Annotated in this window: 20 protein-coding genes; 16 read left to right on the top strand and 4 right to left on the bottom strand. The window is 34.8% G+C overall.

Going from position 1 to position 20,922, the window contains the following annotated elements:
- Positions 1–18 precede the first annotated feature (18 nt).
- Complete coding sequence (locus GS03_RS10670; RefSeq protein WP_136152530.1) at positions 19–516, top strand: GNAT family N-acetyltransferase; 498 nt, start codon at positions 19–21, stop codon at positions 514–516.
- A gap of 37 nt (positions 517–553) precedes the next feature.
- Positions 554–2,176 carry an amidase gene (locus GS03_RS10675; RefSeq protein WP_136152531.1) on the top strand — a complete coding sequence of 541 codons (1,623 nt, stop codon included), beginning with the start codon at positions 554–556 and terminating at the stop codon, positions 2,174–2,176.
- Between the two features lie 52 nt (positions 2,177–2,228).
- Here the strand turns inward: GS03_RS10675 and GS03_RS10680 are convergent, their stop codons facing one another.
- On the bottom strand, positions 2,229–2,603 hold the full coding sequence (locus GS03_RS10680; RefSeq protein WP_136152532.1) for a hypothetical protein: 375 nt from the start codon (positions 2,601–2,603) through the stop codon (positions 2,229–2,231).
- Positions 2,604–2,789: 186 nt separating this feature from the next.
- Positions 2,790–3,386 (bottom strand): glutathione peroxidase, encoded by a 597-nt coding sequence (locus GS03_RS10685; RefSeq protein WP_136152533.1) that lies wholly within the window; start codon positions 3,384–3,386, stop codon positions 2,790–2,792.
- A gap of 251 nt (positions 3,387–3,637) precedes the next feature.
- On the opposite strand from GS03_RS10685, the gene GS03_RS10690 reads away from it, so the two are divergent.
- Positions 3,638–4,168, top strand: a complete 531-nt coding sequence (locus tag GS03_RS10690; RefSeq protein ID WP_136152534.1) for an RNA polymerase sigma factor — start codon at positions 3,638–3,640, stop codon at positions 4,166–4,168.
- Positions 4,169–4,957 carry an anti-sigma factor gene (locus GS03_RS10695; protein WP_136152535.1) on the top strand — a complete coding sequence of 263 codons (789 nt, stop codon included), beginning with the start codon at positions 4,169–4,171 and terminating at the stop codon, positions 4,955–4,957.
- Positions 4,958–5,035: 78 nt separating this feature from the next.
- Here the strand turns inward: GS03_RS10695 and ccsA are convergent, their stop codons facing one another.
- Positions 5,036–8,236, bottom strand: coding sequence for a cytochrome c biogenesis protein (gene ccsA, locus GS03_RS10700; protein WP_136152536.1), 3,201 nt, complete (start codon positions 8,234–8,236; stop codon positions 5,036–5,038).
- Between the two features lie 155 nt (positions 8,237–8,391).
- Here ccsA and GS03_RS10705 point away from each other — a divergent pair, with 155 nt between their 5' ends.
- The 10 genes from GS03_RS10705 to GS03_RS10750 all read left to right on the top strand — a co-directional run bounded on the left by GS03_RS10705 (position 8,392) and on the right by GS03_RS10750 (position 18,704).
- The gene (locus tag GS03_RS10705) at positions 8,392–9,153 is read left to right on the top strand and encodes a Rossmann-like and DUF2520 domain-containing protein (protein WP_136152537.1); all 762 of its coding nucleotides are present in this window, start codon (positions 8,392–8,394) and stop codon (positions 9,151–9,153) included.
- Positions 9,137–9,664, top strand: coding sequence for a KdsC family phosphatase (locus GS03_RS10710; RefSeq protein ID WP_136152538.1), 528 nt, complete (start codon positions 9,137–9,139; stop codon positions 9,662–9,664). Before GS03_RS10705 ends, GS03_RS10710 begins: the two co-directional genes overlap by 17 nt.
- A gap of 74 nt (positions 9,665–9,738) precedes the next feature.
- Positions 9,739–10,611 (top strand): geranylgeranylglycerol-phosphate geranylgeranyltransferase, encoded by an 873-nt coding sequence (locus GS03_RS10715; protein WP_246034077.1) that lies wholly within the window; start codon positions 9,739–9,741, stop codon positions 10,609–10,611.
- Entirely contained in the window at positions 10,598–11,191 is a 594-nt protein-coding gene (locus GS03_RS10720; RefSeq protein ID WP_136152540.1) for a Maf-like protein, read from the top strand. Before GS03_RS10715 ends, GS03_RS10720 begins: the two co-directional genes overlap by 14 nt.
- Positions 11,192–11,212: 21 nt before the next feature.
- A complete protein-coding gene (locus tag GS03_RS10725) occupies positions 11,213–12,424 on the top strand; it encodes an AI-2E family transporter (RefSeq protein WP_136152541.1) in 1,212 nt (403 codons plus the stop codon).
- A gap of 31 nt (positions 12,425–12,455) precedes the next feature.
- Positions 12,456–12,986: a mechanosensitive ion channel family protein gene (locus GS03_RS10730; protein ID WP_136152542.1), complete on the top strand. Its 531-nt coding sequence runs from the start codon at positions 12,456–12,458 to the stop codon at positions 12,984–12,986.
- Positions 12,987–13,121: 135 nt separating this feature from the next.
- Positions 13,122–13,577 carry a hypothetical protein gene (locus GS03_RS10735; protein WP_136152543.1) on the top strand — a complete coding sequence of 152 codons (456 nt, stop codon included), beginning with the start codon at positions 13,122–13,124 and terminating at the stop codon, positions 13,575–13,577.
- Positions 13,578–13,843: 266 nt separating this feature from the next.
- Positions 13,844–14,227, top strand: a complete 384-nt coding sequence (locus GS03_RS10740; RefSeq protein WP_136152544.1) for a hypothetical protein — start codon at positions 13,844–13,846, stop codon at positions 14,225–14,227.
- A gap of 151 nt (positions 14,228–14,378) precedes the next feature.
- Positions 14,379–16,868: a PIG-L family deacetylase gene (locus tag GS03_RS10745; protein WP_136152545.1), complete on the top strand. Its 2,490-nt coding sequence runs from the start codon at positions 14,379–14,381 to the stop codon at positions 16,866–16,868.
- Positions 16,869–16,982: 114 nt separating this feature from the next.
- Positions 16,983–18,704, top strand: a complete 1,722-nt coding sequence (locus GS03_RS10750) for a sodium:solute symporter (RefSeq protein WP_136152546.1) — start codon at positions 16,983–16,985, stop codon at positions 18,702–18,704.
- Between the two features lie 55 nt (positions 18,705–18,759).
- On the opposite strand, the gene GS03_RS10755 is transcribed toward GS03_RS10750, so the two are convergent.
- A complete protein-coding gene (locus GS03_RS10755; RefSeq protein ID WP_136152547.1) occupies positions 18,760–19,614 on the bottom strand; it encodes a DUF2911 domain-containing protein in 855 nt (284 codons plus the stop codon).
- Positions 19,615–19,746: 132 nt separating this feature from the next.
- On the opposite strand from GS03_RS10755, the gene GS03_RS10760 reads away from it, so the two are divergent.
- Both GS03_RS10760 and GS03_RS10765 read left to right on the top strand, forming a co-directional pair.
- Positions 19,747–20,217 carry an SRPBCC family protein gene (locus GS03_RS10760; RefSeq protein WP_136152548.1) on the top strand — a complete coding sequence of 157 codons (471 nt, stop codon included), beginning with the start codon at positions 19,747–19,749 and terminating at the stop codon, positions 20,215–20,217.
- A gap of 1 nt (position 20,218) precedes the next feature.
- A complete protein-coding gene (locus GS03_RS10765) occupies positions 20,219–20,917 on the top strand; it encodes an SDR family NAD(P)-dependent oxidoreductase (protein WP_136152549.1) in 699 nt (232 codons plus the stop codon).
- The last annotated feature ends 5 nt before the right edge of the window (positions 20,918–20,922 follow it).

A 20,922-nucleotide genomic window follows, 5' to 3' on the forward strand; every position in this document is an offset into this window, starting at 1 on the left:
ACAACTAGCTTTTTGCTTATGGAAATCAAAATCAGACCTTATCAAACTCAGGATGCGGAAATCATCGTTGCCATTCTCAATCATTATATTGCGACTTCGACTGCTTTATATGATTATAATCCGAGAACTATAGAACAGCAACAAGCCATTTTTGAAGAAAAGCTAATCAAAGAATTTCCGGTAATTGTTGCAACAATGGATGAATGTGTAGTTGGTTTTGGCTATTATAGTGAGTTTCGTTTTCGGGAAGCTTATAAATTCACTGTAGAACATTCTGTTTATGTAACGCCAAACGAACATGGTAAAGGCATAGGAAAAGTGATATTGCAAAGCTTAATTGATTTAGCAAAAAAGCAAAAATTGCATACGATGATTGGTGTAATTGACGCTGAAAATGAAAGCAGCATCGCTTTTCATGAGCAATATGGTTTTAAAACTGTTGGAATAATTAAGGACAGTGGATTTAAGTTTGACCGATGGCTGCACTCTGTGATTATGCAATTGATGTTGGAGTAAATTCACTATCTTTCAGTAATTTATTAAATAATAAATCATGAAAAGACGGAACTTTATAACCAATACAGCACTTGCCGCTATTGGAATCACAGCCACAATTGCAACATCCTGCAACACTAAATCGGATACTGAAAAATCAGACAGCAATGATACTTCAACTGAAGATGATTTTGAATTAAATGAAATCACTATCTCAGAACTTCAGGAGAAAATGAAATCGGGAAAATATTCTTCAGAGCATATCACAAAACTTTATTTAGACAGAATTGAAGCCATAGATAAAAATGGACCCAAGCTAAATGCCATCATTGAACTAAATCCTGAAGCTTTAGAAATTGCCAAAGCAATGGATAAAGAACGAAAAGATGGTAAAATCAGAGGGAATCTTCACGGTATTCCAATACTAATCAAAGACAATATTGACACTGCAGATAAAATGATGACCACTGCTGGTTCGTTGGCATTAGTTGGAAACATTGCTTCTAACGATGCTTTTATTGTAAAAAAATTACGTGATGCCGGTGCTGTATTACTCGGAAAAACAAACTTAAGCGAATGGGCAAACTTTCGTTCCAGTTCCTCTTGCTCGGGTTGGAGCAGTCGTGGCGGACAAACCAAAAATCCTTATATCCTCGATCATTCACCATGTGGTTCCAGTTCAGGTTCAGGTGCTGCCGTTGCTGCCAATCTGTGTGTTGTTGCCATTGGAACAGAAACAGACGGTTCGGTTGTTTGTCCCGCATCGTCAAACGGAACGGTGGGAATAAAGCCAACAGTTGGTTTATTGAGTCGTTCAGGTATTATACCCATTTCTCATACACAGGATACAGCCGGACCATTGGCAAGAACTGTGAAAGACGCAACTATGCTTTTAGAAACAATGATTGGTATTGATGCTGCTGATAGTGTAACTAAAGAAAGTAATGGAAAAACAACGGGGAAATACACTCAATATTTAAAAGCTGATGGTTTGAAAGGAAAAAGAATTGGCATAGAGAAAAAGAAATATTCAAATCCTCTTCTAAACGAATTGTTAGAAAAAGCAACTAACATCATGAAACAGCAAGGTGCCACTATAGTTGAAATCGAATATCTTGATAAGATTAATGCAAATGGCAATTCGGAATTTGAGATTATGAAATTTGAATTCAAAAATGGCCTAAACAACTATTTGTCAACTTCTAATTCCAATATGAAATCATTAAAAGACGTTATTGCTTTTAATAAAAAAAACGAAGCTAAAGTAATGCCTACTTTCAAGCAGGAAACACTTGAAATGTGTCAGGAAAAAGCAGGGTTAGAAAGTAGAGAATATTTAAATGCTTTAGCAAAAAGTCATACCGATGTAAAAAAGATGATTGATGCAGTTATTAAAGAAAACAAACTTGACGGTATAACGGGATTAACAATGGGACCGGCTTGTAGCATTGACACTATATACGGCGATCGTTGGGGCGATGTATTCTTAACCTCTCCGGCAGCAATGAGTGGCTATCCACATATTAGTGTGCCTTGCGGAAAGGTCTATGAATTACCCGTTGGGCTTTCATTTTTTAGTGGCGCTTATCGGGAAGGAGACATAATAAGCCTTGCCTATGGATATGAACAAGCTTCTAAAAACCGAATAAAACCTGAGTTTAAAAAGGCCTTTTTGGACTAATAAAAAAACCTGATGTGTAAAGCATCAGGTTTTTTGTTTTGTATGAATTGGGTTAAATTATATCTATTCCGTTTTCTTCTAAAATCGCTAAAAGGTAACTGCTTTGATAGGGGTTGTATTTTTCGATTCCACTTTGATACCATTTAGAAATAACATCAATCTGGAAAGCAGTATAATCGTCATCGTTTATACTAATTCCAAGCATTCCGGCCAAAAGAAAATCTTCTAAAACTTTATTAGTTACAATCAATTTAGGAATACCATGAATAATTTTGCCATTCATTCGTTCATAATCTAGTCTTCCCTGATTAAAACCAAAAACATAAGCATCGCTTTGATTTTCTTCTATTTTCAAATATGGATTTAGGCCATTTGAAAAACCTTGTAAATAATCTTGTCTGTATACTGGGCTGAATATATTCTTCATAAGTAGAAGTATTGTGGTATTGAAATTCTAATCAAACTTATAGAGAATAATTTAGTAATTATCTAAAAATCGTTTAAAGGAAAAAAAACTCTTCAAATCACAACACGAGTGACGTTAGTCGATAAAATAAAAGCAAAAAACCTGATGAAATTCACCAGGCTTTTATCTTGAAATAACGTTTAGTTACTATTTTCCATTAATCCAACCTACTATTGCAGTGTCTGTTGGCAATACTCTTGGAGATAATACTTTTACTAATTCTCCTTGTTCGTTGATTAAATATTTTTGGAAGTTCCATTCTACTTCGCTGTCCTGCAAACCGTTTTTACTTTTTTGTGTCAGGAACTTATAAACATCATCCATATCATTTCCTTTTACAGAAACTTTACTCATCATTGGAAATGTAACGCCGTAGTTCATTTCACAGAATTTTGCAATTTGCTCATTGCTTCCGGGTTCTTGTGCTCCAAAATTATTGGCTGGAAAACCAACTATCACAAAATTAAGATCTTTATACTTTTTATAAATCGCTTCCAAATCTTTGTATTGTGGTGTCAGTCCACATTCTGAAGCTGTATTCACTATTAAAATTTTCTTTCCTTTTAACGATGCAAAGTCAAACTCTTTCCCGTATAAATCTTTTACTTTAAATTGGTAGATTGTCTCTGCCGAAATAGCTGCATGTGTTTCCATTGTATTATTATTTGTTTTGTTATTTTGTGCCTGATTTTGACAACTCAATAGCAGCAGTAGGCTGCAACTTAATAGTAGAGACTTTTTCATAGCTTTAATTTTTTATAAAATTAGACAATATTTTTTTAGCTGATGTTATACAATTCCTAAAGTTTTGGAAATGCTAAAAAAAGCTCACTAAGTCTCATTATCACTGAGTCCTATGCAAACGAAATTTCAATTTACTATTGATGTTAATGAAATCATGCAGAGATATTTTAGCAAATGGTTTAAATTTTTGTTTTATCTTTATCAAATAATATTAAACACAATAGCAACAATTTTATAATAAATCCATAAGTATGACACAGGAAGAATTATTACCTTTACTACTAAGAAAGGAAGAAAGGGCATTTACGCAGTTGTATGACATGTATTCCAAAAGTCTTTTCAGTATCATCACTAATTTGATTAAAGACCGTGAAGAAGCCGAAGATGTGCTTCAGGAAGTATTTGTCAAGATTTGGAAAAACATCGATACCTATAATCAGAGTAAAGGACGTTTGTACACCTGGATGCTTAATATCACCCGAAATACAGCAATTGACAAACTGCGTTCTAAAGGCTATAACAACAGTCAAAAAAACCTGTCTTCTGATAATTTCGTACATCTGCTTGATGACAGTAATAAGTTGACGAATAAAATTGATAGTATTGGACTAAGAGATTTTGTAAATAAACTCAAGCCAAAATGTATTCAGTTAATTGATTTATTGTTCTTTAAAGGATTTACACAACAGGAGGCTTCGGAGGAATTAGCTATCCCACTTGGAACTGTAAAAACCCAAAATCGAATGTGCATGAACGACCTACGAAATTTTTTAAAAATATAAATGGAAACTAAAGAATATATAAACTCAGGAATTTTGGAGCTTTATGTTTATGGTTTGTTAAATGAATCAGAAAACGATGAAGTCAACGCTATGGCTTTCAAACATGCCGAAGTTAAAGAAGAAATTTTATCTATCGAAAAGGCAATTATTAACCTTTCGAGCAGTTTTTCTCCTTTTATTTCTCATAGTCAGTTTGAAAAAATAAAAGCACAACTTGAGCTGAAACACGGCAAAGTTGTAACGATGAAATCAGGAAGCAACCGTGCAACCTATTTGGGTTGGGCAGCTTCTATCGCATTGTTGATTGGTATTGGTTTTCAATATTCTAAACTGAATGACAGTAAAGAAGAAATTGAAAACACTAAAAAAGAGAAAGAAAATCTGCAGAAAACGGTTGTGGTCTTAGAAACGAAAAACAAAGAAACAGAAACTGTTTTAAACGTTATTCGGGATGAAGCCAATACAGTTATTACACTTGGCGGACAAGCGGCTGCACCAACAGCTAAAGCAAAAATCTACTGGAACAAACAAACTCAGGTTGTTTATGTAGATGCCAGCGGATTACCGGAACCACCAAAAGGCAAAGAATACCAAATCTGGTCACTTAAATTGCAACCACAGTTAACGCCAACAAGTATTGGTATGTTGACCAATTTCAGCGCCAACAGCAGCAAAGTATTTGCTGTAGAAAAAACCGGAGATGCTGAAGCATTTGGGATAACATTAGAACCAGCAGGCGGTAGCCCTTCACCTACAATGGAACAATTATACACTTTGGGGAAAGTCTAAAAATCTATTTCAAATAAACAATAGTCAAAAAAGGTTCAACAAATGTTGAACCTTTTTCTTTTCTCTTTCTTCTTTTCTCTATTTTCTTCTGTAATACTTTCGATACTTTGGATAAGTTACTATTCCAATCAAACTTATCGTCCCGATGGAATACCAAATCCAGCTCAATGATTTTGCTTCTCCGCTCGCATACGAGTGCAATCCAACCAAGTGGAAATTCACACCATAATACGTAAACAATATCGACAGAAAAGCAAACATTGCCATCAGATTAAATAACCATTTGTTGCGCAAAGCAGGAACAAAACGGGCATGAATTACAAAAGCATACACCATAATACTAATCAAAGCCCAAGTCTCTTTTGGATCCCAACCCCAATATCTTCCCCAACTTTCATTCGCCCATTGTCCACCTAAAAAGTTTCCGATGGCAAGCATTACCAATCCAACAGTCAAAGCCATTTCATTGATAATCGTTATTTCTTTGATGTTGAGTTCCATTTTGGCTTTATTCTTTTCGGTGGTGAAAAGCATCAATAACAAGGATACAAAACCTAAGATCATTCCCAATGCAAACGGTCCGTAGCTTGCCACAATAACCGCTACGTGTATCATCAGCCAATAGGAATTTAAAACTGGCTGCAGATTCGCAATTTCGGGGTCGATCCAGTTCGCGTAAGCCGCTGTTAATATCATTGCCGATACAAAAGCACAGGCAGCAACCGTAAGTTTGGAATTGCTTTTATAATAGATTCCAAAAAGAGTATCCACTATATATTTTCCCGAAAGCGATGGTTTTCTCTTTTCCCATGCAAATGCCAATCCGAAGAACATCGTTGACCAGGCAACATAAACAATCGCTTCATACGCATTACTCCAAGGCGCGTGACCCGAAATATACCAACGGAAAATTAAGGCTGTGGTATGCAGTGTAAACATCAATCCAATAGCAATATGAGCACAATTGATTAAGATGTTCGTTATTCTTCTTTCCTTAAAAATATTGATGATGATAAGCAAAAACATCAAAGCTGCTGCTGTCAAATACCAATAAGGCAACTTCTGAAGTACATCATATTTGTTATACAATATTTCATAATCAATCTTTTTGTCCGATGGGCGAACCGCTTTTCCAAACTTCTTTTGGTAGTTTTCCATGCCTACCAAATAGGTATTTGCCATCGTATAATTGTTATCCTGTGTAGCTTTAAGCAATGCGTCAAGATAAATTGGCAGCGCATTTTTTATCGTATCTAATGCAGTTCCTGTTGGATGACTGGCTTCTAAAAACGAAACCCATTTGTTATTGGCGTCTTTTGGAATTGGAAAAATCCGCAATATTTTTCCGCTTAAGGCCGCATTCAACAGATTGACTTTTTTATCGGTTTCTACAAAGTCTTTTTCAAACTGATTTGGATTAGCCGCTTTATATGCTTCATCTAAATAAGGCGATAATTTATAATTCCCTCTTTCATCAAAACACGAACGGAACGTAGCATATTTTGCATCCGATTTAATTCCGAGAATTTTTCGAATACTATCATTCCCGCTTTTGATATAAATCAAAGGAACTTCAAACCAAACGGCAGGAAACTGAGTCATCGATATAAATGCCTGATCGGAATTCATTTCGCCGTACTTGTTATTATGGCTCACTTTTCGCAACAATTCAGAAGAAAAAGTATTGATAGGTTTCATTCTTCCGCCATCATCCTGAATAACCAATCTTCCAAATTGAGAGGCATGTTTTTCAGAGACTTTGTATTTATTCAGAATAGAATCCAGCTGTTTTGACGAAGGCAATTGATTGTGAGCACCATGATTCTGAGCCAATCCGTTAAACGAAATCAACAGTATTAGTACGGATAAAAGTTTGGCTTTTTTCTTTTTTACATTTTCAAGTTTTCGTTTCAAATCATCAAATCGGGTGTTTTTAACAAACAATATGGCTAACAAACAAAAGAACAATATAAAATAACCAATATACGTTATCGTTGTTCCCCAAAAATCATGATTCACAGAAAGCACCGTTCCTTTTTCGTCCGGATCAAAAGAAGCCTGGAAGAAACGATAGCCTTTGTGATCCAAAATATGATTCATATATATTCGGGCATCATACGTTTTGGTAGAATCCAGCACAGTAACTTTACTTTCATAAGACGAATAACTTTTCTCTGTTCCCGGATATTTTTGAGCAATAAAATCGTTCAGTTTTAAGCTAAAAGGTAAGATATATACTTTACTTCCAAAACTCAAAGTAAACTCAAGATTTCCTAATTTAATAACCTTTGGCTCGCCTTGTTTTCCTTTGGAACCAACAAGTGTAACTTCTTGCTCTTTACCATCAGTTTTAATTACTAACGTAACCGCATCATCACCGTTTTTGGCTTTAAAATCACCGCTGCCTTTATAGGTTTTAATTCCTTTTTTAGGCTGATCCGGAATTACAAATTGTGCGCCACCAACATTATACAACGAACGATACATTAACGCCTGAACAGAATCTTTGGTTACTTTACCTTGTAATTTATCTGCCATTCGCATGAATTGCCCATCAAACGGAGAAGAAATTGTGTTGGTTTTCGTATCGATGTTAATTGCGCCTTTTGTTGGTTTATTCAAAGCAAAAAGTACATTGTGAATATCCTGAATTTCGCCTTCCTTCAGCATGTGTTCGTGACGTGTTCCTCCACCCGATTCTACTAACCTCAAATAAATATCGCCAGTAGCTGATTCTTTGATAGTTTCTTTGGCATCGAGCACAAAGTCTTTATACTCGACTTCAAACGGGATTTCAGCAAACTTATCATTAATCGAAAAATGATTGTTAGTAACCGGAGAAAGCAACAATGGCTTTTCAAAAACCCTGCGCATCATTTTTCCTTCGTACGTACCATCAACAAAAACCGTCAAATAATTTTTATCAGAATAAAATTGATTGGAAGCTGCGCCTTCGCGGATTGGCATCATGCCTTCAAAGCTGATGTATCGGGTAATAAAAGCACCGGAAATAATAAAAATAAAAGACAAATGAAGTGCTAAAGTTGCCCATTTTTCTTTTTTGTACAATTGGTAACGCTTGATATTCCCAATGAAATTAATCACAAAAAACAACATGATTCCTTCAAACCACCAGGCGTTGTAAACTAAAATTCTTGCTGTGTCGGTGTTGTATTTGCTTTCGATGAATGTTCCGGCAGCCATCGCGACAGCAAAACCAAGAAACAAAACAGCCATTAAACGTGTAGAGAATAAAATCGAGTATATTTTCTTTTCCATAAAGTTGGAATAATATTTTTAAAAAAGTGCTACAAAAATAACGTAAATAAATAGATTTCTCCTTCATTTATTTTGGGTTTTAATACTTTTTTATGAGTTGTGGATTTCTTTTATTTAAACTAAAAAATGAAATTTATTTTCGATAATTTAGCCACATGATTCGAGTGTCGATTATTGGTTCCGGAAATGTTGCCCAACATCTTATTCAAGTATTCAGCAAAGTTACTGATATTGAATTAGTTCAGGTATTTTCCCGAACAAAGGAATCAGTTTCTCATTTGATTCCAATTGACAAGATAACTTCCAATTTTAGCGAATTAAAAGCTGTCGACTTAACGATTATTGCAGTTACTGATGATGCAATTGCAAGTGTTTCGGAGCAACTTTCATTTCAAAATCAATTTGTTGTACATACTTCGGGAAGTGTATCGATAAATGCCATTGACAGCAAAAACCGTCAGGGTGTTTTTTATCCGTTGCAAACGTTTTCTAAATCAAAAGAAGTCGATTTTAAAATCATTCCGATTTGCCTCGAAGCAAAAAACGAGAAAGACTTTCAAACGCTGGAAACCGTTGCCAAATCCATTTCAAACGTTATTTACAAAGTTGATTCAGAGCAACGCAAAGCACTGCATATAGCTGCTGTTTTTGTGTCTAATTTTGTCAATCATTTGTATCAGATTGGTAACGATATTTGCATTGAAAATGATTTGTCGTTTGATATTTTAAAACCATTAATTCAGGAAACGGCTAACAAAATTTTGAGGCTTTCGCCAAATGAAGCGCAAACCGGACCAGCCAAGCGTAAAGACACTCAAGTAATAAATGCGCAGCTAAACTTTTTAAAAAATGATAACCAAAAAGAAATCTATAAATTGCTAACAAAATCTATTATCGATAATGGGAAAAAGTTATAAAGAAATACTAAACAACATCACGACTTTCATTTTTGATGTGGATGGTGTTTTAACTGATAGTTCAGTTCATGTCACGCCAACAGGTGAAATGCTTCGAATCATGAACATTCGCGATGGTTTTGCGATGAAAGCGGCGATTGAAAGTGGTTATCATGTGTGCATCATTTCAGGAGGAAATAATGAAGGCGTTCGCATCCGATTGCAAAATTTAGGGATTACCGATATTCATTTAGCTTCGCCTGATAAAGTAGCCACTTTTAATGAATACATCAAACAATACAAGATAAATCCTGAAGAAGTTTTATATATGGGTGATGACATTCCCGATTATCATGTGATGCAGTTAGTTGGATTACCAGTCTGTCCGCAAGATGCAAGTCAGGAAATAAAGGCAATCTGTAAATACATTTCACATAAAAAAGGCGGAAAAGGCGCTGTTCGGGAAATGATAGAACAAGTGATGAAAGTACAGGGCAAATGGCATATGTACTATAACGGAAAACACGATTAAAAAATTACGAATATTTTAATAAAATGAAATACCTAAAACTAATACGTTACCAAAATCTACTGCTACTTGCTTTTATGCAGTTACTTTTTCGTTATGGATTCTTAAAACTCAATACCTATTTATCATTAAGCGATTGGCAATATGGTTTGTTGGTTTTGGCAACCGTTTTAATTGCCGCTGCCGGATATGTTATCAATGATATTTTAGACCAGGAAACCGATTATGATAATGATAAAGTAATTGTTGGCAAATACATCTCCGAAAAAGCTGCCTATAATTTGTACTTTATTTTAAATATAACCGGAGTTGGTATTGGATATTATTTGGCAAGTGTAATTCAAAAACCTAGCTTTGCCGGTGCTTTTATAATCATTTCCGCTACTTTGTATATGTATGCCACGAGCTTAAAACAGATGCTTTTGATTGGCAATATTATTGTTGCCCTGCTCCTATCCTTTAGCATAATTATAATCGGACTTTTTGATTTATTGCCTGCTACTTATGAAGGTAATCAAAAAGAAATGGGCCTTATATTTTCAGTATTGATTGACTATGCCATTTTTGCTTTTATCATAAATCTGATTCGCGAAATAGTTAAGGATATGGAAGATGTTGAAGGTGATAAAAATGCCGGAATGAGTACCTTGCCAATTGCTATTGGATTAAACAAAACTTCAAAAATAGCGGCCGTACTAGGTATAATTGCTACATTAATTTTGCTTTGGTATATCAATGACAATTTGATGTCATCTAAACTCTATTATGCTGCGATTTATGGATTGCTATTTATTGTAGCACCAATAATTTTCTTTGTAGTTAAAGTATGGAATGCCAATGAAAAAGAAGAGTTTCATATCCTAAGCAATGTCTTAAAATGGGTAATATTCTTTGGAATACTTTCCATTTTAGCTATCAATTTAAACATAATATATAATGTTAAAGGATAAACTCAAAGGATATAAAATAATCTTAGCTTCCGGTTCACCCAGAAGGCAACAGTTTTTCAAAGATTTAGATTTGGATTTCGAAATTAGATTAAAAGATATTGAAGAAATTTATCCGGATGATTTGCAAGGTGTAGAAATTACTAAGTATTTGGCCCAACTTAAAGCCAATGCTTTTGAGGGAGAAATAGCAGCAAACGAACTTTTGGTAACAAGTGATACTATTGTTTGGCTGAATAACAAAGCTTTGGGAAAACCCAAAGATTATGACGATGCTTTTGCTATTTTGAAATCATTATCCAATGAAACACATGAAGTAATTACATCGGTTTGCTTTAAAACGATAACAAAAACGGAAACTATTTTTGATGTTACCAAAGTGACTTTTAATAAGCTTACGGATGAAGCCATTCGCTATTATCTTGACAATTATAAACCTTTTGACAAAGCCGGAGCTTATGGCATTCAGGAGTGGATTGGTTTAGTTGGCATTACCCGAATTGATGGCTCATACACCAATGTTGTTGGACTGCCAACAGAAAAAGTATATCATTATTTGAGTAATTGCTACCGAAAAGAGTAACTTTACTAAAAACTACCTACTATGTCTGACACTATAAAATTTCCACTCTATTTTAAACTTTCAGCCATACTGATATGTTTAACAGTAATATTCATTACGTTCTATTTTGGTCAGGAAATTATTTCCCCAGTATTACTCTCGCTTCTTTTTGCGATAATGCTTCGCCCTGTAGTTAGTTTTCTAATAAAGAAACTCCGCTTTCCTCATTTTGTCGCAGTCGTTTTTGCAATTGTTCTGTTTGTGCTGCTATTTTTAGGCGTTTTCTATTTTATATCAATGCAAATAAGCGAGATGGCAAATGATTGGGAAAAAATAAAAAATAATTTCTATTATCATTTTGAACACCTTCAGCGGATGATTAGAGATAACTTTCATTTGAGCAAACGCGAACAAAATGAAATCATTACCAATGCTGCGAATGACAGTATGACTTCAGGCAAGGAAATTGTAGGTACTACTTTAAGTTCGTTTGCAGATATCCTTTTGAATATCATACTGATTCCTATCTATACTTTCTTGTTTTTGTTGTATCAAAATCATTTTATCACTTTTTTAGGCAAACTAGTAAAACCTGAAAGTCACAAAAAACTACTTGAAGTTTTATATCAAATAAAGATTGCGGTTCAGAGTTATATTACGGGCTTGTTATTTGAAATGATTACAGTTTCTGTATTAACAACTCTGGGTTTGTATCTTATTGGATGTGAATATTTCATACTGCTGGGAATCATAACGGGTATTTTAAATTTGATTCCTTATATAGGAATACTATTTGCCGGCGGTTTGACTATAGCCGTTTCTCTTTCAGGCTCAACTGATTTAACAATCGTATTTGGTGTGATTGGAGTCAATTTAATTGTTCAGTTTATTGACAATAATATTTTAGTTCCCATGTTTGTCAATTCAAAAGTGCAAATCAATGCCTTAGTTTCCATCATTGGGATTATCATTGGAAATATTTTGGGCGGCATTACCGGAATGTTTTTGGCAATACCAATTATTGCTATCCTAAAAGTCATTTTCGACCGAATTGATACGCTTGAACCCTGGGGCTATTTATTGGGAGATGATTTGCCAAAAACCTATGAATGGCATAAAATAAAATTTCCACATTACAGTTATCATATTACATCAACAAACGCTGACGTCGATACTGATTTAGCACCAACAATTCCAACTGAGGATAGTATTAAGGAAGATGAAAATAGCTCAAATGACACCGTTGATAAATAGTTTTATTTAAGTATTTTTACATAAAAAAATTATGTCATTCTTCTCTAATCTAACCATAGAAGTTATTGCAACAGGAATTGTTTTGGCCGCTATTATATTCTTAAGAATAATTTCAGCCAAATTAATTCGTCGTTACGCCAAATTATCGTCCATCATGGAACACCGAACTAATTTGGTTATAAAATACATTCATCTTTTAATAAATATGCTGGCAATAATTAGCCTTATTGTAATTTGGGGTGTTCAAAAAAAAGATATCCTTTTTACTTTATCATCAGTAACAACCGTAGTTGGTGTGGCCATGTTTGCCCAATGGTCTATATTGAGTAACATAACCTCAGGCATTATTTTGTTTTTCTTTTTTCCTTTTCGAATTGGCGATATTATTCAGGTGCACGATAAAGACTTTCCTATTCAGGCCGAAATTGAAGACATAAAAGCGTTTCATATTTATCTGAAAACCGATAAAGGAGAACGAATTACCTATCCTAATAACTTACTACTACAAAAGGGAATTTCCATTATCACATCTGAATTTGAAGACAAGGAATTTACAGATTGATAGTCATAACTGCTTTTAAGCAGATGTGAATTACATAACTTATAACAATATATATGTAACATTTTTTATTTCATTTAGTTGCAATTTTACATCAGCAATAACGCTCACATTTAAGAATAACTAAAACAGTAAATTATGAAAGCAACAAAATTATTTATGCTTGCAACTTTGTTAGTAGTGGCATTCAGCACACAAGCTCAGGTAGCTGTAAATGTAAATATAGGAACACCGCCGGTTTGGGCACCAGCTGCTCCAGTTGAAGTCCATTATTATTACCTTCCTGATATTGAAGTTTATTACGATGTTCCGGCACGTAGCTATATTTATATAAGCAACGGAAGGTGGATACGTTCTCATTCACTTCCTTATCGTTACAGAGGCTATGATCTTTATCATGGACGTACTGTTTATTTGAGAGATTACAGAGGAAATGCGCCTTATAGATATTATAGTGCACACAAAGTGAAATATGGTGGAAAAAAATGGAAAGGAAATGGTCATGATAATGGTAACCATTATGGACAAGCAAAAGGAAATGGAAAAGGGAATGGTAACGGAAAAGGCAAAGGCAAAGGTCACGGAAAAAAATAAAATATAATCACATCTACTAAAAAGCAAAGACTAACATCTTTGCTTTTTTTATTGTAAAGCGCTAATGCAAATGTGCTGATAATCAATAATATATATAATATATTTCTTAAAAAAAATAAAATAAAGTGTATTTCATCGATTTTTTACGTATTTTGACTATTATTTGTAGAATAAGTTCTATATCTTTGTCCTAATAATTTTTTATGTTTTGTAAAATGATTGTATCGTTTTTGTGCCCCAAAACTTAAAAGCAAAATGTCAAAATCATGAAATCATTAAAAAAGCTATTACTAGTATTGGTTCTTTTCACTTGCTATTTGTCAAGTGCACAGGAATCTAAAAATGATGATGTGTCATCGTTACCAATTGATACTAAAACGAACTGCTATGTTCGCTACTATTATTTCCCAAACCTTGAGGCCTATTTTGATAATCTTGAATTGGTATATCATTACAAAGTAAATGGTCAATGGCAAAAAGCTGAAAATTTGCCAGCAAATTATGGTGGCTATTCATTATACAACAAAGTAAGAGTTGCCATTACCGATTTTGATGGAGAAGAGCCGTACCAACTTCTCAAAACCCACAAAAAAATGTATCCTTACAATTCCAAAGGCAGATTTACAAATCAAACTGCTTCTACCGAATAAAAACATATACTTCTTTACATTAAAAACCTCTTATTTTCATAAGAGGTTTTTTTGTTTAAAATCAAAGGCTAAAAAACTGTTAAACTGAATGCCAATCTCTGAACACTGAATACTAAAATTACTATATTTGAGCAATGGCAAACCATTTCTGATGAAACACTTTATACTATTCACACTACTTATACTAAGCATAAAAGGATTAGCGCAACAACCCGCTAAACCAAACGCAGTAGAACTATACAATCAAATTCAAAAAATAAACTTCCTTGGTTCTGTCTTATATATAGCCGCTCATCCTGATGATGAAAATACCCGATTAATTGCCTATTTGTCTAATAACGTCAAAGCGCAAACCGGCTATTTATCATTGACTCGTGGTGATGGAGGGCAAAACCTAATCGGTTCGGAACTGCGTGAACAACTTGGCGTAATCCGAACACAAGAACTTATAGAAGCCCGCAAAATTGATGGTGGTGTACAATTCTTTTCTCGTGCCAATGACTTTGGTTTCTCCAAGAATCCGGATGAAACATTGCAAATTTGGGATAAAAATCAGGTGTTGAGTGACATTATTTGGGTCATTCGCAAATTCCAACCCGATGTAATCATTAACCGCTTTGATCATCGTTCACCCGGAACAACTCATGGTCATCATACTTCATCTGCCATATTGAGCTATGAGGCTTTTGACAAAGTCAATGATGCGGCTGTTTTTCCAAATCAGTTACAAAACACAACCACTTGGCAACCAAAAAGGCTGTTTTTTAACACTTCATGGTGGTTTTATGGCAGCAAAGAAAAGTTTGAAGCTGCCGATAAAAGCAATTTAAGCAAACTACAAATCGGAACATATTACCAATCACTGGGTAAATCCAATCAGGAAATTGCGGCACTGAGTCGAAGCCGTCATCAGTCGCAAGGTTTTGGTTCTACCGGAACCCGTGGCGAAGAAGACGAATATTTGGAATTTCTAAAAGGTGATTCTCCCAAAGATAAAACCAACATTTTTGACGGAATTGACACCACCTGGAATCGTGTGAAAGGCGGAAAAGCAATAAGCGATATTCTTGGAAATGTAGAAAAGAATTTCGATTTTAAAAATCCATCAGCTTCTGTACCTGAATTGGTGAAAGCTTATGATTTAATCCAGAAATTAGATAATGAACATTGGAAACAAATCAAGTCAGAAGAAATAAAAAAGATAATCGCCGGTTGTGCTGGTTTATACCTTGAAGCCGTTACCGAAAATCAGGAAGCAACTCCGGGAAGTGCCATAAAAATAAAACTGGAAGCCATCAACAGAAGTACTGTCAAAATGAACCTGAATACAGTTCAGACATTTCCAAGTTCAATGGCAATTCAATCCGTAACTGAATTGGCCAACAACAAATCCATTACCAGAAATATAGATGTCGAATTGCCAAATGATGAGCAATTCACTAATGCGTATTGGTTAAACCAAAAAGGAACTGAAGGCATGTATCGTGTGGACAATCAGGAAAATATTGGTAAAGCTGATGTATTGCGAAATGTCAAAGTTATTTTTATGATTGAAATAAACGGTGTAACAATTCCGTTTGAAAGAAATGTGATTTATAAATACAACGATGATGTAAAAGGCGAAGTCTATCAACCGCTTGATATTGTTCCTGCCGTGACATCAGCATTTACTGAGAAAGTTTATATTTTCAACAGCGATAGAGATAAGACTGTTAACGTAAAAGTAAAAGCCGGTAAAGATGCTATCAATGGTAACATTAAATTGGACATACCTCAAGGCTGGGAAGTTTCCCCAACTGAAATTCCGTTTACCATTGATAAAAAAGGACAGGAAGTATTGGCCGTTTTCAGTGTTTCTCCATCTGAAGAAGCCAGTGAAATAAGTATTAAAAGCATAGTAACCGTTGACGGCAAAACATTTGACCAAAACAAAATCGACATCAATTATCCGCATATATACAAACAAATTGTGCTTAAACCTGCTGAAGCCAAAGCAATTCGTCTGAAAATTAAAACCAAAAGCGAAAAGATTGCTTATATAATGGGCGCCGGAGATGAAGTTCCGAAAAGCTTAACGCAAATGGGCTATGAAGTTGACATCATCAAACCGGATGAAATTTCAACTGAAAAGCTTGAAAACTATGATGTAGTTATGACCGGAATTCGTGCCTATAATACGGTAAACGCATTAGCATTCAAACAAATCCTTTTATTGGATTTTGTAAAAAATGGCAAAACCATGATTGTACAATACAACACTACTGACGATTTGGTTACCAAAGACATGTCTCCTTTTCCATTAAAAATTTCACGAGACAGAGTCACCGAAGAAAATGCTGAAGTTCGATTTTTAGCTGCAAATCATAGGGTTTTAAACTATCCAAACAAAATTACTGCGGAAGATTTCAAAGGCTGGAAACAAGAACAGGGATTGTATTATCCGGGTGAATGGGATGCTGCCTTTACTCCTATTCTTTCTTCTAATGACAAAGGAGAAAAGCCAAAAAATGGTGCGCTGTTGATTGCTAAATACGGCAAAGGAAATTATGTTTACACAGGTTTAAGTTTCTTTAGAGAATTACCCGAAGGTGTTTCGGGTGCCTTTAGATTATTGGCAAACATCATCGCAATCGGAAAATAAATTATGGAAAATAAAAAAACAACCGCTTGGAAGAACAGTTACACTTGGGTTTTGGTGATTAATGCTATTTACATCATTATCTTTTTCATTCTAATGCAATTATTCTTTTAAGCCATGCAACAACTCGACTGGATTGTCTTATCGGTAACGCTTTTATTTATTGTTTTCTATGGCGTATACAAAACCAAAGGAAGCAAAAATGTAGAAGATTATATTCTTGGAAACAAAGAAACACCTTGGTGGACAGTTGGTCTTTCTGTAATGGCGACACAAGCCAGCGCGATAACGTTCCTTTCAACTCCGGGACAAGCCTATCACGACGGAATGGGATTTGTGCAATTCTATTTTGGGTTGCCAATAGCAATGGTTGTTATCTCTATGACTTTCATTCCGATTTATCACAAGCTGAAAGTATTCACCGCTTATGAATATCTCGAGCAGCGATTTGATTTAAAAACGCGTTCGTTTACTGCTATATTATTTCTTATTCAAAGAGGTTTAGGAACCGGTTTGACCATATATGCGCCATCCATTATTTTGTCCTCTATCCTGGGTTGGAATTTAACGATGCTTAATATTATCATCGGGATTTTAGTTATCATATACACTTTTGCGGGCGGAACTAAAGCCGTGAATGTTACCCAAAAACAACAGATGTTTGTCATCATGTTAGGCATGTTTGTTACTTTCTTTTTGATTTTGCATTTGTTGCCCAATGATATGACGTTTTCCAATGCAATGCACATTGCAGGTGCCAATGATAAAATGAACATTTTAGATTTCTCGTTTGACCCGGAAAACAGATATACTTTTTGGAGCGGAATAACCGGTGGATTTTTCCTGATGCTTTCTTATTTTGGAACAGATCAATCACAAGTTGGAAGGTATTTATCCGGGAAGTCAGACAGAGAAAGTCAAATGGGTTTAATCATGAATGGTTTTCTTAAAGTGCCAATGCAGTTCTTTATTTTATTGACCGGAGTAATGGTTTTTGTGTTTTTCCAATTCAATCCTGTGCCGCTTCACTTCAATCCGGTTAATAAAACTGCGATTGAAAAATCAGAATATGCAACACAATACCATTCACTTGAAAAACAATTAGCACAATTATCAGAAGAAAAGAAAGAGTTTAACCTTATTTATATTGACCACTTAAACCAAGGTTACGACAATAAAATCCTGAGACAAAAACTAATATCATTATCCGGAAAAGAAAAAGATCTGCATGACGAAGCCAAAGTAATCATTAGTAAAGTTGATGAAAAAGCCGAAACCAACGATAAAGATTATGTGTTTATTTATTTTATACTGCATTACTTACCTTCTGGTCTAATCGGGCTTTTGTTGGCCGTTATTCTTTCTGCTGCGATGTCTTCATCCGCTTCGGGATTAACCGCTTTGGCTTCCACCACTGCTATTGACATCTATAAAAGAAATGTCAAAGGCGAAAAATCTGAAAAACATTTTGTGAATGCTACTAAGTCATTCACCTTACTTTGGGGAGTAATTGCGATAGGTTTTGCCTGCGTTGGCACCTTGTTTGAAAACCTAATTCAGTTGGTAAATATTGTAGGCTCTATTTTCTACGGAACCGTTTTAGGCGTATTCCTGGTTGGCTTTTATATCAAATTCGTAAAAGCCAATGCTATTTTCTACAGCGCAATTGTCAGTCAGTTTACGATATTTTTCATCTACTATTACACCATTCATATCTATCCAAACGGTCAGGAAAAGTTAGGTTATTTATGGCTGAATTTTATTGGTGCTTCGCTAACGGTAATTCTATCTATGCTTTCCCAATTTGTCATAAAGGGAAAACAAAAAGTAATTGCATAAAAAAACCACGAAATCTCAAACAGAAATCGTGGCTCAATTTATTGGAAAGGGAAAACTATTTTTTACTCCATTCTTTTATGCTATCGTTATTCATTTTAACGTAATCATCATTTTTTGCTTTTGTTGCTCCGGCTAACGATAAATTTGCTGTAGCAATGGCTCCTGTCTTATCTCCAAGTTTCGCTTGGATTAATGATTTTTGACGTAAGTACCAAAACGGAGTGTCTGCACCGGCTTTGGTCATTGAAGTTGCTTTGTTTATATATTCCAGTGCCTTATTCAAATCACCATTGGATTGAAAAAGGTATTGTGCCGAAGAAAAATAATCACCAGCAGTTGGTCCTGCTAATACTTTTTCGATACTTGCCAAAGCAGCTTTTTGCGTTGGAACATCAAACTTTACAGAAACCATGGTTTTCTCCCAGGCAATATCTATCGTTGCACTGTCATTGGTTAAATTTCCAACCGAAATAGTGAATGTTTCTACAGCATTATTAAGTGCAACCGGATCAACGTTGACTAAAACACCAACTTTATTGGCATCCCAATTTTCCGGTGTTCCCCAATTGTCTGTATCAGTATAGAAAACAACTTCCCACATATCCGCTTTTGGCGTAGTGAATATAGCATATTTTCCCTTTTTTAGCGTAGTACCATTAATTACAACATCTTCACTAAAAGAAACTGTTGAATTGGCATTGGCACCTGTTCTCCATAGCTTACCAAAAGGAACTAAATCACCAAAAACAACTCTTCCTTTAGCACTTGGACGAGAATACTCTAATGTGACTTCAGTAAGGCCAACAATTTGTGTTAGTGTAGATTTCGGACTTGGTTGAGGCGTTTTTACCTGAGCATTAAGGACATAACTAGCAATTATGGTTGCTAAAACGAAAATAATTCTTTTCATGGATTGATTGTTTAGAAGTTTCCCAAATTTATAAATACTATGAATGGGTATGTGTTAAGAATAACTTAAATATTTTGTTTAATATTTTTTACGAATAACTAAACAAAACTTACTATTTTTACATAAAAAAGAATGAAGATTTACACTTTACATACCAAACAGAATTTACCAATTTCATTGGATAAGGCATGGGATTTTTTGGCAAACCCAAAGAACTTAAAAATTATAACTCCGGATTATATGGGTTTTAAAACCCTTTCGGGTGATGAAAAAGAAATGTTTGCCGGACAAATAATTCAATATATTGTAACTCCGGTTTTGGGAATTCCAATGAAATGGGTAACCGAAATTACGCATGTCGTTGATAAAAAGTATTTTGTAGACGAACAGCGCTTCGGACCTTATGCACTTTGGCATCACAAACATTTTTTAAAAGAAATTCCGGGTGGTGTTGAAATGGAAGACATTGTTGATTATAAAGTTCCGATGGGATTTTTGGGACAAATCGTGCATCCATTTTTGGTAAAGCCAAAACTCAAAGAAATCTTTGATTATCGAAAAGAAAAACTAATTGAACTTTTTGGAGAATATAAAGAACAATAAGATGAAAAACATATTATTAATAGGCGGCTCTTATGGCATTGGTCACGAATTGGCAAAAGAACTACAAAAAGAAAATAATGTTTTTGTAGCTTCCCGAACAAACGAAAATTTATCAAATCTAAACGTTACACATATTTCTTTCGATGCTACAACCGATACAATTGATAGCTCTAAATTACCAGCTGTCATTGACGGTTTAGTATATTGTCCCGGAAGCATTAATTTGCGACCGTTTCGTGGGCTAAAATTAGAAACCTTTGAAAGCGATATGCAGCTTAATTTCTTTTCGATGGTAAAAGTTATTCAGAGTGTTTTACCACAACTGACTGCGGCAGAACAATCAAGTATTGTTTTATTCAGCTCGGTTGCTGTTAGAATGGGAATGCCGTTTCACACCAGCGTTGCTGCGGCAAAAGGTGCTGTCGAAGGTTTTGCCAAAGCATTAGCAGCCGAATACGCTCCAAAAATAAGAGTAAACGTAATCGCGCCATCATTGACTGACACACCATTGGCAGATAAATTTTTAAATAATGAGGAGAAAAGAGAAAAATCGGCACAACGTCATCCGTTAAAACGATTTGGTACAGCACAAGACATTTCGCAGATGGCAAATTTTCTTTTAAACGAAAAGAGTTCCTGGATTTCAGGTCAAATCTTTCATGTAGATGGCGGAATGTCAACACTTTTAGTAAACTCATAACTTAT

The organism is Flavobacterium sangjuense (genome assembly GCF_004797125.1).
Taxonomy (GTDB): Bacteria; Bacteroidota; Bacteroidia; order Flavobacteriales; family Flavobacteriaceae; genus Flavobacterium; species Flavobacterium sangjuense.